The sequence below is a fragment of the Lyngbya aestuarii BL J genome (genome assembly GCF_000478195.2).
GTDB classification, from domain to species: Bacteria; Cyanobacteriota; Cyanobacteriia; order Cyanobacteriales; family Microcoleaceae; genus Capilliphycus; species Capilliphycus aestuarii.
The window spans coordinates 36063-50741 of the sequence record NZ_AUZM01000020.1; the positions used below are offsets into that span (position 1 = coordinate 36063).

The 14679-nt window shown below is 40.5% G+C and carries 12 protein-coding genes and 1 tRNA gene; 7 read left to right on the forward strand and 6 right to left on the reverse strand.

Going from position 1 to position 14679, the window contains the following annotated elements; all coding sequences use genetic code 11:
- Positions 1 to 72: 72 nt before the first annotated feature.
- The 3 genes from M595_RS10695 to M595_RS10705 all read right to left on the reverse strand — a co-directional run bounded on the left by M595_RS10695 (position 73) and on the right by M595_RS10705 (position 2893).
- Positions 73 to 639, reverse strand: a complete 567-nt coding sequence (locus M595_RS10695) for a CPBP family glutamic-type intramembrane protease (RefSeq protein WP_023066261.1) — start codon at positions 637 to 639, stop codon at positions 73 to 75.
- 45 nt (positions 640 to 684) lie between these two features.
- Positions 685 to 2157, reverse strand: coding sequence for an alpha-amylase family glycosyl hydrolase (locus M595_RS10700; RefSeq protein ID WP_023066233.1), 1473 nt, complete (start codon positions 2155 to 2157; stop codon positions 685 to 687).
- Positions 2158 to 2467: 310 nt separating this feature from the next.
- The gene (locus tag M595_RS10705) at positions 2468 to 2893 is read right to left on the reverse strand and encodes a Tery_1686 family protein (RefSeq protein ID WP_023066204.1); all 426 of its coding nucleotides are present in this window, start codon (positions 2891 to 2893) and stop codon (positions 2468 to 2470) included.
- A gap of 354 nt (positions 2894 to 3247) precedes the next feature.
- On the opposite strand from M595_RS10705, the gene M595_RS10710 reads away from it, so the two are divergent.
- Together M595_RS10710 and M595_RS10715 are read left to right on the forward strand one after the other, a co-directional pair.
- The gene (locus M595_RS10710) at positions 3248 to 3748 is read left to right on the forward strand and encodes a DUF4168 domain-containing protein (protein WP_040483930.1); all 501 of its coding nucleotides are present in this window, start codon (positions 3248 to 3250) and stop codon (positions 3746 to 3748) included.
- Between the two features lie 51 nt (positions 3749 to 3799).
- The gene (locus M595_RS10715; protein WP_023066269.1) at positions 3800 to 4294 is read left to right on the forward strand and encodes a DUF4168 domain-containing protein; all 495 of its coding nucleotides are present in this window, start codon (positions 3800 to 3802) and stop codon (positions 4292 to 4294) included.
- Between the two features lie 45 nt (positions 4295 to 4339).
- Here the strand turns inward: M595_RS10715 and folB are convergent, their stop codons facing one another.
- Entirely contained in the window at positions 4340 to 4699 is a 360-nt protein-coding gene (gene folB, locus M595_RS10720; protein ID WP_023066274.1) for a dihydroneopterin aldolase, read from the reverse strand.
- A 71-nt stretch (positions 4700 to 4770) separates the two neighbouring features.
- Between folB and M595_RS10725 the strand changes: the two genes are divergently transcribed.
- Positions 4771 to 4843 (forward strand) — tRNA-Arg (locus M595_RS10725).
- Positions 4844 to 4996: 153 nt separating this feature from the next.
- Here the strand turns inward: M595_RS10725 and M595_RS10730 are convergent.
- Positions 4997 to 6922 carry a serine/threonine-protein kinase gene (locus M595_RS10730; RefSeq protein ID WP_040483931.1) on the reverse strand — a complete coding sequence of 642 codons (1926 nt, stop codon included), beginning with the start codon at positions 6920 to 6922 and terminating at the stop codon, positions 4997 to 4999.
- A 373-nt stretch (positions 6923 to 7295) separates the two neighbouring features.
- Between M595_RS10730 and M595_RS10735 the strand changes: the two genes are divergently transcribed.
- From M595_RS10735 to M595_RS10745, 3 genes are all read left to right on the forward strand, one after another.
- Positions 7296 to 8393 (forward strand): Vgb family protein, encoded by a 1098-nt coding sequence (locus tag M595_RS10735; RefSeq protein WP_040483932.1) that lies wholly within the window; start codon positions 7296 to 7298, stop codon positions 8391 to 8393.
- A gap of 612 nt (positions 8394 to 9005) precedes the next feature.
- Complete coding sequence (locus M595_RS10740) at positions 9006 to 11297, forward strand: GAF domain-containing protein (protein WP_023066265.1); 2292 nt, start codon at positions 9006 to 9008, stop codon at positions 11295 to 11297.
- A gap of 258 nt (positions 11298 to 11555) precedes the next feature.
- Positions 11556 to 11816, forward strand: coding sequence for a hypothetical protein (locus M595_RS10745; RefSeq protein WP_040483933.1), 261 nt, complete (start codon positions 11556 to 11558; stop codon positions 11814 to 11816).
- A 196-nt stretch (positions 11817 to 12012) separates the two neighbouring features.
- Here M595_RS10745 and M595_RS10750 read toward each other — a convergent pair whose 3' ends face one another.
- Positions 12013 to 12903, reverse strand: coding sequence for a prephenate/arogenate dehydrogenase (locus M595_RS10750; RefSeq protein WP_023066238.1), 891 nt, complete (start codon positions 12901 to 12903; stop codon positions 12013 to 12015).
- 169 nt (positions 12904 to 13072) lie between these two features.
- Here M595_RS10750 and M595_RS10755 point away from each other — a divergent pair, with 169 nt between their 5' ends.
- Positions 13073 to 14626 carry a pentapeptide repeat-containing protein gene (locus M595_RS10755; protein WP_023066235.1) on the forward strand — a complete coding sequence of 518 codons (1554 nt, stop codon included), beginning with the start codon at positions 13073 to 13075 and terminating at the stop codon, positions 14624 to 14626.
- Positions 14627 to 14679: the final 53 nt, after the last annotated feature.

Consider the following 14679-nt stretch of genomic DNA (forward strand, 5'->3'; position numbering starts at 1 on the left):
TTAATGTAAGTATAGGACAAAATATCTAAAACAAGTTCAAAACAATAGGGAAAGTTTAATCAAGTCATTGATCTAAAACTCAAAATCATCAACTCTAACCAGTTTGTTGATCCCGTCTAAAACATATAACCAGACGAAAACAATCAATCCATGAATGATCACAATTCCCCACAAAGAACCTGTTAGTCTATAAACAAATGCACAGGTTAGTCCGAGAAATCCGGCTAAAATTAAAAATATCGGATTCCAAAAGGTTGGGTTTCCTTCGGGGTAAAATATTAAAGCATTTAAGGGATGATAGATTATAAATAACCCCAAACTAAACAACATCCAAAATACCCAAGTTTTCAGAGAAACTGCTTCTAAAGGATGAGGAATGAGAAAGACTCGAAAGACTATTTCCTCAACCAACGCCGGGAAAAAAAACAGCTTGACGATATTACTGAATACCGCCCCAGGCGATACGGCTAACGCCACGCTACGCGATCGCAAACAGGGGTTAAACTGCAAAAATCCCGAGAAAAATCCCAGGGGAAGCGCGACTAATCCATAAACCAATAAACTAATCAGTACAACTCGCCAATCTTGTCCAGTGAGTGGGGTTAAGATCGCCTGAATAAGTCGTTGAATAATAATCATTTTAGGAAGGAATACGGAAAACTGTTTTCAATTCTCGGGATTCAGTTACCTCAAATCAAAAACATGATAGCCCCAAGCAGGTAAGTCTAAATATAAACCAGAGGATAATAATTCATCTCCTTGACGTTCATAATAAGTCGAACTCATTAAGTCTTTGAGTTTACAGGTTCGATTTTTGAAATCATCAAAAGGAAGTTGCAAATAACATTGTCCAGAATAAGACGAATAATTAACAGCAATTAATAAGCGTTGTTCATCACTTTGCCAAGTAAAAGCAATGAAATTTTTATAGGTAAAATTATTTTCCCAAGCGTTATGACAGTCAAGCAATTGCCAGGTTCCTTGTCGCAAAACAGGTAAACGCAAACAAGTCAATAAGTGATGATAAAAAGAGGCTAAGTTTGCATCTGTTAATTGTTTTGGTCCTCGACCCAGATGCACCGATATTTTCTGGGTAAAACCCTGTAACTGTCCTTCATGGAAAAAACGCAAACCCGGACAAAAATAAGTTAAGATAGCAGCAGCTTGATGAACACCAGATGCAAATGTTGCAGCCGCCCGAGATTCATCATGATTTTCAAGAAACCGGACTAATTTACTTTGATAATGAATATCAGCCCAGAAATGTTTAAAGACCGGATCAGCTTGTTTTTCAAGTAAGCGATCATACAGTTTTTTATCATAAGTAAAATCAAATCCTTGTTGTTGTAATCTCCATTCCATATCCCAATAAACTTCCGCCATAAACACAAAATCTTGAGATTGCTTTCGTACCTGACGAATAGCTTCTGGCCAAAATAATTCTGTTGTCATTCCCCAAGTTTGTTCAAAGATTTCAGGAAGAATTAACATCGCCATATCACAGCGAACTCCATCACAAAGTTGAGCAACTTTTAATAATTCTGCTAACATTGCTTGAGGAACAGCCGGATTGTTATAATTGAGTTGTAAAGTATCCGGCCAACCGGGAAAATAGGGATCACGTCCATGAGCAAAAACTCGATTTTCTCCAGCTAAGGGAATCTGCACATAATTAAGCGGTTCTCGTTGCAGATCATTAAGAGTCGCAAAGATGTAAAAATCAGAATGTTCTTCAACCCAAGGACTATCGGGTGCGGTATGATTGGGAACAAAGTCAAGCATAAGTTTGATTTCTCGTTGATGAAGACGCTTTTTTAACCGTAATAACGCTTCATTTCCTCCGAGAATTTCACTCACTTGATAACGGGTAATGGCAAAACAAGATCCACAGATATCTTCTTCTTGTAAATCACTTAAAAGTTCTTCGTATTCTCTCCGCCAGTCCGGGTGAGAACGAGAAACATTACGTCCTAAAACTCCGGTTTCCCAAACGCCTAACAAGTAAACCCAATTAAACCCCAGATTGACCCATTGATCGAGTTCACTATCCGGAAAATCATCTAAAGTCGCAAAACGGTTTAATTGATTAGAAAGCTGTCTGAGTCGAACACGAGTGTTGACTTGATAGAGAGTGGGATAGAAAGGGGAGTTCATCATGAAATTATTTAGGTTGATGTAATCGCAGTTTAACAATAAACCTCACCCCAAGCAAATCCATTCTCCCCTATATTTTAGTCTGTGATTTAACAATAACAATTCAGTTTAACAAAACGGCGTAAGACGATTCTTTAAACGTAAATGTTTCTAATGCTTGGCTTGTTAAAGGTTGAGCCATACTGGGTTGGCTAAAAAAGAGGAGACTTACAATCGTGATCCCGATTCTGAGCAAAGACGATGAATTTTTGTGCATTTTTCACTCCTACAAATACCTAGAATTAATCTGTGATACTCTATGAAAGTATGAGGTTTAATGGGTCTGGTTAAACAAATCTAAAACCTGACGACAAAATGATTTTAGTCGCGCCGCTGATTCAGGCTTCGGTTGAGTTGTCCCTTCAAAACTCCACTTGTCCACCGTTGAGACTTTCCATTGTTGTCCGGTATGATCATATCCGGCTGCTTCAACCCCAATCGCTCGCCGATATCCTTCTAAGGGATCTTGATAGAAGCGAATTTGAATCAAAATAGAGCGACTCTGCATCAAACGACTTCTTCCCGGAAAATGGAAGCCAATGTCAATCGAGTCTGGATCAACCCATTCTCGTGTATCGGGATCATTCATCCAAGGTTTGAGATCCACTCGAATATCGGGAAACTGGGCTTTGAATAAATTGACGACAGATGCAATTTTGCTCGCGACTTCAACGTTATTTGCTTGTTCGGCTGCATTCACAACATCATTCTCCTTACACGATCTACAATCTGACTCTATCGGGTTACTCAGTTTAATTACTTATGTTAACCATAGACTCAGGGTAAGAAAGGAGAAATCTGCTACAACTCCTCACTGATGTCAAGAAATGCTCAAAATTCTCTGAACCATTCACAGATAATACGTCAGGGGTGGACTGTGAAGACTCCGTGAGTCAAGATATAATTTCCACTAGGCACGATGCGACTGATGACCCTTTAGATTAGCTAGGTTTGTGCCTTGAGGAACTTCTTACCGTTAGAAAGACTCAAAATTACTGAGCTTGCCATCTGTTGTGAGTAGCAATAAGTTTCTCAGCTTGGAGACTGTAATTAAATGACCAAACTTTTCCGCAATCCCATTGATCTGCACATCAACTCGAAACTTCGCACATCCATCCTGGTCAGTGTTTGTTCTATGATAGCGGCGATCGCTGGAATTGTCCCCGATCTGACGATGCTACCGTCTACAACCCTGACTCAGACTGCATCGGCTCAGTCTCGTCAGGAATTCAGTGATGGGGAAATTGTCAACTATGCTCGTGCGGTACTAGCCATTGAACCCAAACGTCAACAGACATACGACGAAATTCGACAAATTGTTGGTGATACGGTGCCGATGGTGGTTTGTAGCGAAACGCGCAGTCTCAACCGCTTGAACCAAGATGTTCGGGTGTTAGCAACTAATTACTGCTCTCACGCCAAAAAAATGATAGAAGATAACAATCTGACCGTTTCGAGATTCAACGAAATTACCCGTCAACAACAAACCAATGCTCAACTTCAACAACGAATTCAGGGAGCATTGCTGCAACTTCAACAACCCTCTGGAAACTAACCGACTTGATTTTGATCACTTTATGTATCCATTTGCTATAGCGCATTCACTATGAATACTCACACTCAACTGTTCTCTCGTTCCTTCTCTCAAGTCCTCTCAAAAGCTGTAGGCGTTAGTCTTCTTTCTATTGTTAGCTTGCTGAGTGGGTTGACTCCGACTCTGAGCGAGCAATCTCCTCGCTTAGGTTTAAGTGCGGTTCACGCTCAAGCCAATCCTAATTTCACCAATGAAGAAATCACCAATTATGCTCGTGTGGTTCTCGCACTAGAATCGAGAAGACATCAGGTGTTTAATGAGATTAAAAAAGTCATGGGGGAAGTTCCTCGGATTGTTTGTGACCAACCCAGTAGTATTAACGCCCTTCCTGGAAATGCACCCCAACTCGCTGTTAGCTATTGTGATCAAGCGAAGCAAATTATTGAGGCTAGGGGTTTAACGTTGACTCGATTTAACGAGATTACCCTTCGTCAACAAAGTGATCCTCAATTTAGGCAAAGAATTCAAGCTGAAATCTCTAAACTGTTAGAGTCCCCGAATCCATAATCTCCCTGGGTCGCCAGTCTAGCCTAAACGCTATCCAAAACCCGGTTAACCTCGGGTTCGGGTAATATCAATTTGGATTTGTCCCCCAAAATCAGGAATGGGAGGATTGGGTTTGGTCAGTTGGACTCTAACTTGTTGAACAAGAGGCTGTTGTAACAACGCTTGAGCAATTTCACTCGCCAAGCGTTCTACTAAGGCAAATTTACAGGTTTTGATCTGTTTCTCGACAATAGCGATCGCTTCTCGATAGTCTAATGTATCTTCAATGGCATCGCTTTGTCCGGATTTTGTTAAATCTAACCCCAAGGTTAGATCGACCTCAAACCACTGACCTAGCGTTTGTTCTTCCGGTAAATAGCCCGTGTAACCATAGCAGCGAATTTGGCGAATGTGAATGGCATCCATGAATTTAATCTAATGTTTTGAATCTAATGTTTCCCAAGACATTGAAATTATGCTATAGTTTACTAATATATGGGTATGTAGCTCAGTGGATAGAGCATCAGATTCCGGTTCTGAGGGTCGGGGGTTCGAGTCCCTCCATGCTCGTTAGTTTTAAAACCAGACCTTAGTGTTGTTACAGCGATTTAGTTGTATCGTTAGATAGTGGTCGCGCTAATTACCACATATCTTGATCAAAAAATCGTCGATTTTGACCAATGTATTTCGCTTGATAGATCGGCATTTTAAGGTTCTCTAACATTATTCAACTTCAAGAATCAACTCATAATTTATAGGATCTTTAGCATCAGAAACCACAATAATTTCATAGTAACCTGTATCTTCTAATTGTCCTGACCAACTCTGAAGTCGAGCATCTTCGATAATAATCTTAGCGTTTTTTCGACGACTCGGAGTATAGAGAGAAAGAAAAGTAGATTTCTGAGGAACTTCTAACTTAATCCGTAAATTTTGCTGACGTTTTAACCACGCAACAAAAGCTTTCCCTTCTCCCGGTTGTAAGATACCTTGCAGCACTTTTCGACTGGCATTTTCATCAAATTGAACTTCTTTTAAATTCTGCCCTTGTTGTAACATCTTTAATTCATCTGCGGTTAACGCTTGCCAAACCTGACCGATAGGCAAGTCAATTAAATTTTCACCGCGAGGTTGTTCAGGAAACAAGTAAAAAAATCGCGCATCAGATAAATCTTCTAAAGCCCGACTACTTAAATTTAACGCATTAACTTCCTTCGCCCATTTTTTAATATTATCGGCACTATATTGTCCTAACTGACTCCGAGATTCATCACTAATAACAGTGAGCCGATTTAAGACATCATAAGCCGTTTTATCCCATCGTTTGCGCCAGGAAGCATCAGCAGGATCTTGAGTTAACATTCTGCCCTTTTGAGAGGGATAACGATTATAAAATTCTTCATTAACCAATTCAATAAAATACCGATAATCGACCCCCAATTCTTGACGGCGATTTTGGATATATTCTTGACGTTGGAGTTCTCCCATCGCACTAAATCCACCATCATTAGACCTTGAGAGATGATTGATAAAATAAAATCCTCCAATCCAACCCACTCCCCCCATAAGAACCATAGAAATTGTCACTAGCAATACTGTTGTCCAAGTTGAAGATAAATTCCCCGGAAACTTCAGCTTTGGATATGAGGTTTTTTGCAGCGTTGTATTGGGAGTCGCCGCAATTGGAATGGGAATTTGGGCTTCTACCGGGGGAGGCTGCGTCAACACAGGAGATGATCGGATTTCCATCTCCGGTGGGGCTTGTGTGGGAATAGAAGGAAGCATAGGCGTATCATTGAGTGCTTGTAGAACTTGGGAGGCATGGGAATAGCGCTCGCCCGGCTTGTGAGCTAACATTTTATCTAAAATTGCCGCTAATTTCGGACTGACTGAGGTTTGCGATCGCCAATTCCAAGTAAGATGATAGCTATCAATCAGGTGTTGAGGTTCTTTTCCCGTCAACAAAACCACCACCGTCGCCGCCAAACTATACAAATCACTGTGAGGAGATACAATTCCCATCTGCATTTGTTCTTCCGGGGCGTAACCGACTTTTCCCAAACGAGTCGCAGGAGTTGGGGGAAGATGACGCACACCCAACTCAGAATCAACTTTAGCTTTGATTTGTTTGACCCCGCCAAAATCAATCAAAACAGGTAATCCATCCGTCTGACGACGAATCACATTATCGGGTGAGATATCGCGATGAACAACACCATGAGAGTGAATGTATTCCAGCACAGGTAACAATTGCAACATCAGTTGTGTGACTTCAAGTTCACTGAAGCGAGTTCCCTGATTTTTATATTGGGTGCTCAGTTCGCGATAAGTTAAACCTTTAACATAATCTTGGACAACAAATAAATAGCCTTTACCGTTAATTTTTTCGCGGAATAGTTCTCGAAAACAAGGAATTTGGGGATGTTGGAGTTGATAAAGGATTTGGGCTTCTCGTTCAAAGAGTTCTTGAGACTTTTGCAAGCTATAACTTCCTTGAACTTGGGGGGCGAACTCCTTCAACACACACAGTTCGTTAAACCGATGCTGATCTTCTGCTAAGTAGGTACGCCCAAATCCACCATGCCCTAACTGGCGCATAATGTGATAGTGGTTTCGCAGAATTTGGCCCGGATAAATGGAGGTACTCATGGATTTGAGGGGTTAAACTCAGGGTTCAAGTTGAGTGGGGTGCAGGTATTGGTGAGACTTCAGTCGAGTTGAGAAGTTAATTCAAGAGATGAGACTGCCGAATTTACAGTTAAGGTGACTCAAGAGGGTTCTCTGGTATTTTAAGCCTTATTAGCCATCTTTTGACGGGTCGCGGGGTCAAGCCACGAACAATCAATCAACGACAAGAGATTTATTCAATATTTACAACTACCCCTCTTGGATTTTACACAAGCTACTGGTTTTCTGGGGTTTAGGCTCTCTATATTGAGACAGTACGAACTCAAACCCCCTTCTCAATCAGATTTGGGAGTGTTGACTGTATTGATTCAATCTTAAGAACTTGAGAATCTCAATGACAAAAACGCCATGTATCGCTTCTATTGCAGCTATGATCGGGGCTTTAGCCTTTCCCGGTGTGAGCGCTTTACCGAGTCAAGCGGCTTTATTAGTCGGGAATACAGAAGGAAATAATATTCTTCTATTTGATGAACAGAAGGGCGAATTTTTGGGTGAATTTATCACACCGGGAAGTGGGGGATTGGTTTCTCCAGATGACTTAAATTTTGGCCCCGATGGCAACCTCTATGTTACCAGTGGAACAACTCCGGAAACTTCGTCTATCCTCCGTTACGATGGAATGACCGGAGAATTTATTGATGTCTTCGCAGCCGGTAACGGCTTATTACGGCCCTATGGGGCAGCGTTTGGGCCAGATGGCTACCTCTATGTCAGCAGTTTTTTGAGTGACGAAATTCTCCGTTTTGATAGCGCTGGAGAATTTATTGATGTCTTCGCCTCCGGTAACGGTCTACCAGGCGGGTTAAACGGGCCGAATGATTTGTTGTTTGCGCCCGATGGCAGCCTTTATGTGACGACTCAGGGGAGTGTTGCAACCAATGGTGAGGCTGACTTTAGTGCAGGTCTTCCCAGCCAGGTGTTGCGCTTTGATATTACCACACAAACCTCGATGGTATTTGCCGAACCGACCCCCTCACCCGATGGTTTTGGGTTTGTCAGTTTATTGGGGTTAGCGTTGGGGTTTGAGGGGGATTTATTTGTCAGTGATTTTGCCAATGATATTCGCCGCTATGATCTAGAAACGGGTAATTTAGTCAGTGTTTTACCCACGAACTACACAGGAACAATCCCGAGTAATAATTTTATCGGAAATTTAACCTTTGACCCCAACAACATCCTGTATACCGTCGGTTTTGACTTTACCAATAATAATTTTGGAGCAATTCTGCGCTACGATGGCATTAGTGGAGAACCGTTGCCTTCGGCTGGAAATACCAGTGCAGTTTTTGTTTCGACTAATGATAAGTTACTCCGTCCGATTGGGATCGCTTTTACCCCACAGATTCCTCCGAAAACCGTACCTGAACCGTTTTCTGTGTTAGGTTTGCTAGCAGTTGGAGTTTGGGGAGTTCAGACTAAACTCCGCCGATAATCATTTTTGAATCCTGAATAAATTCTACAACACATTAGCCCTCAGCAATCGCCGGGGGTTTCTTTGATCGAGACACCCGCCTCGCGCCTCAAAATCAATCCGACTATTACTCGACTGCCTCTGGGCGCTACACTGTAAAGAGTAGTCCTTAAAGATATCAATGAGTTCAAAACAGAAATGATTTAGCTTTAATCAAATAAATTTCTGATAGAAGATCAGCATATTCAAATTAATAGATAGCCAGACCTTCTATTTAACCTATTAAGCAAAATGTTATCAAGTTTTCTTGATAAAAGTTAAATCTTCTTCTAGATAGGATATTCTAATGCAACTCAAACTCTGGTAAATTAAAATCAGGATTTCCATCTTTTTATCGATTCCGACCTAACCCTCTATATTTTATTCCATTGACTGGAAACTCTTTTTAAGATTTAATCTGCTTTTCGCTATCGTTTCTTGAAATTGTACCAATAATATGAAATACTTAAATATTTGCTACCGAAGGGAAGCAGGGGAAGTGAGGAAAATGATCGGTAGGATTATTTTCAAAATTTCATCTAAATTTTTAAACTCTAGTTTAACCAATTATTTTTAACAATTAACTTAAAAACCATGAACAAAAATAAAGCTTTTCAATCTAAAACCAGAAACAAAATACATCATCCCATCCATCGATTAATCTCTAAATTGAGAGGTACATCCCAGAAGCAAAAAATTCAAAAACTCAAACTCTCCTATCACCAGATTCTAACAAAAACTTCTACTCGTCAACAAAAGTCTTCTAAAATAGAAGAAGAACTTAAATATACTGAAAAAATATTACGACATAGAGCCGAACAAGAACAATTAACTATCGCCATAACAAATCGCATTCATCAATCACTCAATCTTCAGGAAAAACTTAATATCACCGTCATCAAAGTTCGAGAGTTTCTCAAATGTGATCGGGTGATTATTTATCAGTTTAATCAAAAATGTGGGGGAACTGTCATTGCCGAATCTCTTGGCGAAACAGAGATCTCAATGCTCAATATTGTGATTGATAATCACTCTTTTCAAGAACTCTATATTCAACTTTATCAGCAAGGAGAGATTCAAGCCGTTTCTGATGTTTATACCGCCAAACTTAATCCCGATTATATTGACTTACTAGCAAAATTTAAAGTCAGAGCAAACTTAGGGATTCCTATTGTTAAAGACAGCAAATTATGGGGATTATTAGTAGCTCAAAACTGCAATAATTCCCGAGAGTGGAAATCGTTAGAAATTAGCTTTCTCAAGCAACTCACAACTCAAGTCGCCATTGCGATTCAACAATCTGAACTCTATCAACAAGTACAACAGGAAATTGCCCGACGTACTCAGGTAGAAACCACATTACAGCAAAAAATTGAACGAGAAAAACTATTAACCAAAACGGCTCAACGGATTCGTCAATCTCTTGATTTAGATGAAATTCTCAATACGACTGTCAGAGAAGTTAGACAACTTTTGCAAGCAGATCGAACCGTTATTTTTCGCTTTAAACCTGACTGGAGTGGTGTTGTATCTGTAGAGTCTGTCATTACTCCTGAGTTATCAATTTTAAATACAAATATTTATGATCCTTGCTTTTCAAAAACCTATATTGAACAATATAACCAGGGTAGAATTCGAGCCATAGAAGATATTAATCAAGCACATTTAAGTCAATGTTATCTAGATTTATTAACTCAGTTTCAAGTGAGGGCTAATCTCGTTGTTCCTATTTTACAAGGAAAACACTTATGGGGATTATTAATTGCTCATCAATGTACTCAACCGAGACAATGGAAAACCCATGAAACTGAGTTACTCGAACAACTCGCAACTCAAGTCGGAATAGCAATTTCTCAAAGTCAACTCTACGAACAAACGCGACGTCAAGCTCAACGAGAACAAGCTCTTAATCAAGTTATTCAAGCAATTCGTACCTCTTTAGACTTACAAACTGTCTTCTCAACCGCAGCCGAAGAAGTGTGTAAATTACTTCAAGCCGAACGAACTGTAATTGCTCGCTATTTGATCGGAGAAAAACTCTGGTGTAATGTTGCTGATTATCATCAATCTCCAGATTTACCCAGTGTATTGGGTTTAAAAATTTCAGATCAAAATAATAAAACTACAGCTCGGCTCAAAAATTTGGAAATCTTTCAAATTGAGGAAAAAACTGATTTTTGTGATCAATATGCTGGTATTTATCCAGGATATTTATTAATGATTCCTTTGCACTTAAGTTCGATCATTTGGGGAAGTTTAGGGTTAGTAAGAAACAAGTCTTATGACTGTTGGCAAACCTGGGAAATCGAGTTAGCCAGTGCTGTTGCTGATCAATTAGCAATTGCGATTCAACAATCTGAACTTTATCAACAACTCGAACAATTAGCAATACTTGATGGCTTGACTAAAATTGCTAACCGTCGATATTTTGATCAATATTTAGATCAAGAATGGAAGCGAGCGCAACGAGAACAGCATTCATTATCATTGCTATTACTTGATGTTGATCATTTTAAACTTTATAATGATACCTACGGACATCAAGCTGGAGATGAATGTTTGCAAAAAGTTGCAAAAGCGATTCAGGAAACTCTAAAACGTTCTAGCGATTTAGTCGCTCGTTATGGAGGTGAAGAATTTGTGATCCTTTTACCCAATACAGCAGCTAAAGGCGCAATACAAATTGCACAAGATGTTCATGATAGTATTCAACAGTTAGCGATTGAACATTCTCGCTCATCGGTTAATCAGTTTGTCACCGTTAGTATTGGGATTTCAACGATAATTCCCCAGCCCTTTAGTCGCTTTGAAGTATTAGTAAGTAGAGCAGATAAAGCCCTCTACAAAGCCAAACAGCAACGCAATACTTTCTGCTTATATTGTTGAACTTTTTCTGAACAAAACGAGTGAGTCTAAATTCCAGTCTTCCCAAAACTTTACTAAATCTTTACAAAAAGAACCCTGACACCAGAAAAGTTGAAGATTGAGTAAAAGATCCTTTAGTTTGTTGCATTGTGTAAAGATTATTAGTTATACATAAATATAGAAAGGAAAGTTAGAAATACAACAAATAACTTTCAAATTATTGATCACTTTAAAGTCAGGGCGCTCTCCTATGAAACCCTATCAATGTGAGAGTAAACAATGAATCTGAGTAACGTTTTAAAGCAATCTACTTTGACTACTATTACAATTTTAGCAGTCGCTTTTCCGCAAACTGAGATGATGATGACAAACTTCTCTTTAGTCGGTAATCTGGCATATCATCTTGATGATTCATTGGAACTTGATAATAAACAGTTCGATGTATTGAATCAAGAATCAGGCACAATAAAAAGTGTAGAAAATAAAGATCCCAAATCCCCCCCCTCAAGGGGTGACAGTAAGCCTGAAAATCAGAGATGATTAGAGTTATCGTCAATCTCGGTTCCCAAAAACTCCTCAACAAATAACCCTATTCGTTGATGGTTAATCATGATTTTTACCTAGACGATAGAAAAAGAATTGAAACTTTTAATTCTCTCCTCTAGATGAAATCAGAAACCAGAAATAGATTGATTGTTTTAGATTGATTGACTGCACTTTTGAATCCAGATTTTGGCTAAAAATTAAACTTTTTACGTTCTTGTTGAGTTTGAATAAGTTGCTGTTCTAATGTTTGCCAATCTTCTTGTTCGATGATGTCAATAAATTGATCAAGACGACTCCGATAAGCCTGTAGAGATCGCAATAAAGCTTTTTGATTATATCGCGCCATCATTACCCCTAACTCCGGATTTCCACCCCCCACACGGCTGGTATCACGAAAGCCGGAACTTGCTAATTGTTGAGCCAGTTGTTGAACTTTGACATCTTCTTCTGCGGTTACAGCCGCGACTAAACTCGCACTCACCGTCACAGGTAAATGAGAAATCCAAGCCACAGCTTGATCATGATCTTGTGGTGAACATTGATAAACTTTTGCTTGCAATAATTCAGCAATCTTAGTAACCATTTGTATTTCAAACTCTGATGTTTTTTCAGTCGGAGTAATCACATAAGGTTTACCCAAAAACAAATTTTTTTGAGCAGCTTCTATACCACTTTCAGCCGTTCCTGCCATTGGATGTCCTCCGACAAAATGGGGCCAAAGTTGATAAAGTATTTCTACAATCGGCTGCTTAACTGAACCCACATCAGTTATAATAGTAGTGGGTTTAAGATGAGGAATTAACTCCTCAAGCGTAGAAGCAATTGCCCCAATCGGCGTACAAATAAACACAACATCAGCACTCGCCATCAAAGATAAATCAACACTCGCCTCATCAACAGCACCCATTGCGATCGCCTTTTGGCAAGTGCTTTGACGACGACTCACCCCTAAAACCCGATAGGGTTGCTCGGTTGAGGAATTATTTTTAGTTGGTAATTGTATCAATTTTGGTTGAATTGAACATAAATCTAACCCGATAGAACCCCCAATTAAACCTAACCCAACCAGACCAATATTCATGTGAGACTGTTTAGCTTTTATAGTGATTGATATGCTTAAATTTAACTCATGTTGAAACAAAATGATCAAACAATAATCTAGAATCTCCATTCCCCGGCAGGCAGTGAAAAAATTTTGATATAGTAGATATTAGATTAAAACCTGTTTTTTATTCGGAAAACTTGAAGGCATGAATGCCGAAGAACTAATTCAAAGTTATCAATCCGGCATCAGAGATTTTAGTGCGATCCTGCTTTGCGAAGCCAATCTCAGTCGTACTAATCTCTCCGGTGCTAACTTCTCTCAAGCTGTCCTCAGCATTACCAATCTCAGCGGTGCAAATCTCTCAGGAGCGAACCTCAGCCAAGCCAAACTAAATGTCGCCAAATTAAGCGGAGCCAACCTCAGCGGAGCCAACCTGACGGGCGCAATTCTCAATGTTGCCAATCTAATTCGCACCGATCTCAGTCAAGCCACTCTGATCAAAGCCTCTCTAATCCGTTCGGAGTTAATCCGTGCGGATCTCAGCCATGCCATTTTAACCGCCGCGAACCTCAGTGAAGCCGATTTGCGAGAAGCCACCCTACGACAAGTTGATCTGCGACAGGCGAACCTCAAAAGTGCCAATCTGCGAGACGCCGTTTTAATCGCCAGTAACCTCGAAGGAACCAACTTACACGGTGCCGATCTCACCCGTGCGGATTTACGAGGGGCGAATCTCGTCAACGCCGAACTCCGACAGGCAAATCTCTCCCAGGCGAACCTTAGCGGAGCCAATCTCAAAGGTGCAAACTTGCGTTGGGCCGATCTAAACGGAGCCGATCTCAGAGGAGTCAACCTCGAACAAGCCCGACTAAGTGGAGCCAGTTTGTATGGTGCCGATCTCAGCCATGCTAGCTTACTATATACCCATTTAATTCATGCCGATCTCACCCAAGCCAACCTGACGGGGGCCGACTGGACAGGAGCCGAACTCACCGGAGCCGCCCTCACCGGAGCTAAACTCTACGATGTCTCTCGATTTGAAGTCAAAGCCGACGAAATCACCTGTGATTGGGTTGATGTCAGTCCCAACGGCGATGGCAGTAAAGTTCTCCGCTTTAGCGCTCAAGAAGCCTACCAATTTTTTAACGCCACCTCCCCCATGGTGGAAATTAGCATTGATATGGCACTCGATGCCGAAGCTCACTGCGCCTTAGCCGATGCTTACCGCGACATCATCAGCCATACTTCAATCATCAATCGCCCACCCAGTATAGAGGTTAGTCCTCGTCGAACCACTTTATCGTTTAGGATAGAAAGAGACGAACAACTGTTTTCCACCGCCTATATTGTCATTCTTCCGTTTAAAGATGCAGATCCTACTCAAAAAAGTATTCGGAATCTGGTTCAAATGCTCGGATCAGAGAAGTTCATCGGCTTAAGCGTTCGGCACTCCCATCAAATCGGAAAATTGGTGAGTGAAATCAAGCAACAACTCGATCAGATCAGCGACTTGAAATTACACACCAAATCCCCATCCGAACCCGAAAGTCCCCAAGCTTTCTTTACCTCTCCCACTCGTACAACGCTGCGAAACTTTCACAATCGAACCCTCAAAATTCATAGCCATCCTCAATTTGGAAGAAGCCTACTCAATGTGCCTGAACTCATGAACTCCTCGGGATATTCCCAAGAAAAATATTTGGAGATGATGGCTCCCTCATTAGACAATCTCTCAGACTTTCTGCTCATCTCAGACTAAATAGAGATGTCATACTAACTTGTTGAGGAGAAACTCTAATGAGACTAACACTT

Bases quoted from the DNA above. Each gene is read 5' to 3' on its own strand.
- M595_RS10695 (WP_023066261.1), bottom strand. From the start codon at position 639: ATGATTATTATTCAACGACTTATTCAGGCGATCTTAACCCCACTCACT.
- M595_RS10700 (WP_023066233.1), bottom strand. From the start codon at position 2,157: ATGATGAACTCCCCTTTCTATCCCACTCTCTATCAAGTCAACACTCGT.
- M595_RS10710 (WP_040483930.1), top strand. From the start codon at position 3,248: ATGACCAAACTTTTCCGCAATCCCATTGATCTGCACATCAACTCGAAA.
- M595_RS10715 (WP_023066269.1), top strand. From the start codon at position 3,800: ATGAATACTCACACTCAACTGTTCTCTCGTTCCTTCTCTCAAGTCCTC.
- folB (WP_023066274.1), bottom strand. From the start codon at position 4,699: ATGGATGCCATTCACATTCGCCAAATTCGCTGCTATGGTTACACGGGC.
- M595_RS10730 (WP_040483931.1), bottom strand. From the start codon at position 6,922: ATGAGTACCTCCATTTATCCGGGCCAAATTCTGCGAAACCACTATCAC.
- M595_RS10735 (WP_040483932.1), top strand. From the start codon at position 7,296: ATGACAAAAACGCCATGTATCGCTTCTATTGCAGCTATGATCGGGGCT.
- M595_RS10740 (WP_023066265.1), top strand. From the start codon at position 9,006: ATGAACAAAAATAAAGCTTTTCAATCTAAAACCAGAAACAAAATACAT.
- M595_RS10745 (WP_040483933.1), top strand. From the start codon at position 11,556: ATGAATCTGAGTAACGTTTTAAAGCAATCTACTTTGACTACTATTACA.
- M595_RS10750 (WP_023066238.1), bottom strand. From the start codon at position 12,903: ATGAATATTGGTCTGGTTGGGTTAGGTTTAATTGGGGGTTCTATCGGG.
- M595_RS10755 (WP_023066235.1), top strand. From the start codon at position 13,073: ATGAATGCCGAAGAACTAATTCAAAGTTATCAATCCGGCATCAGAGAT.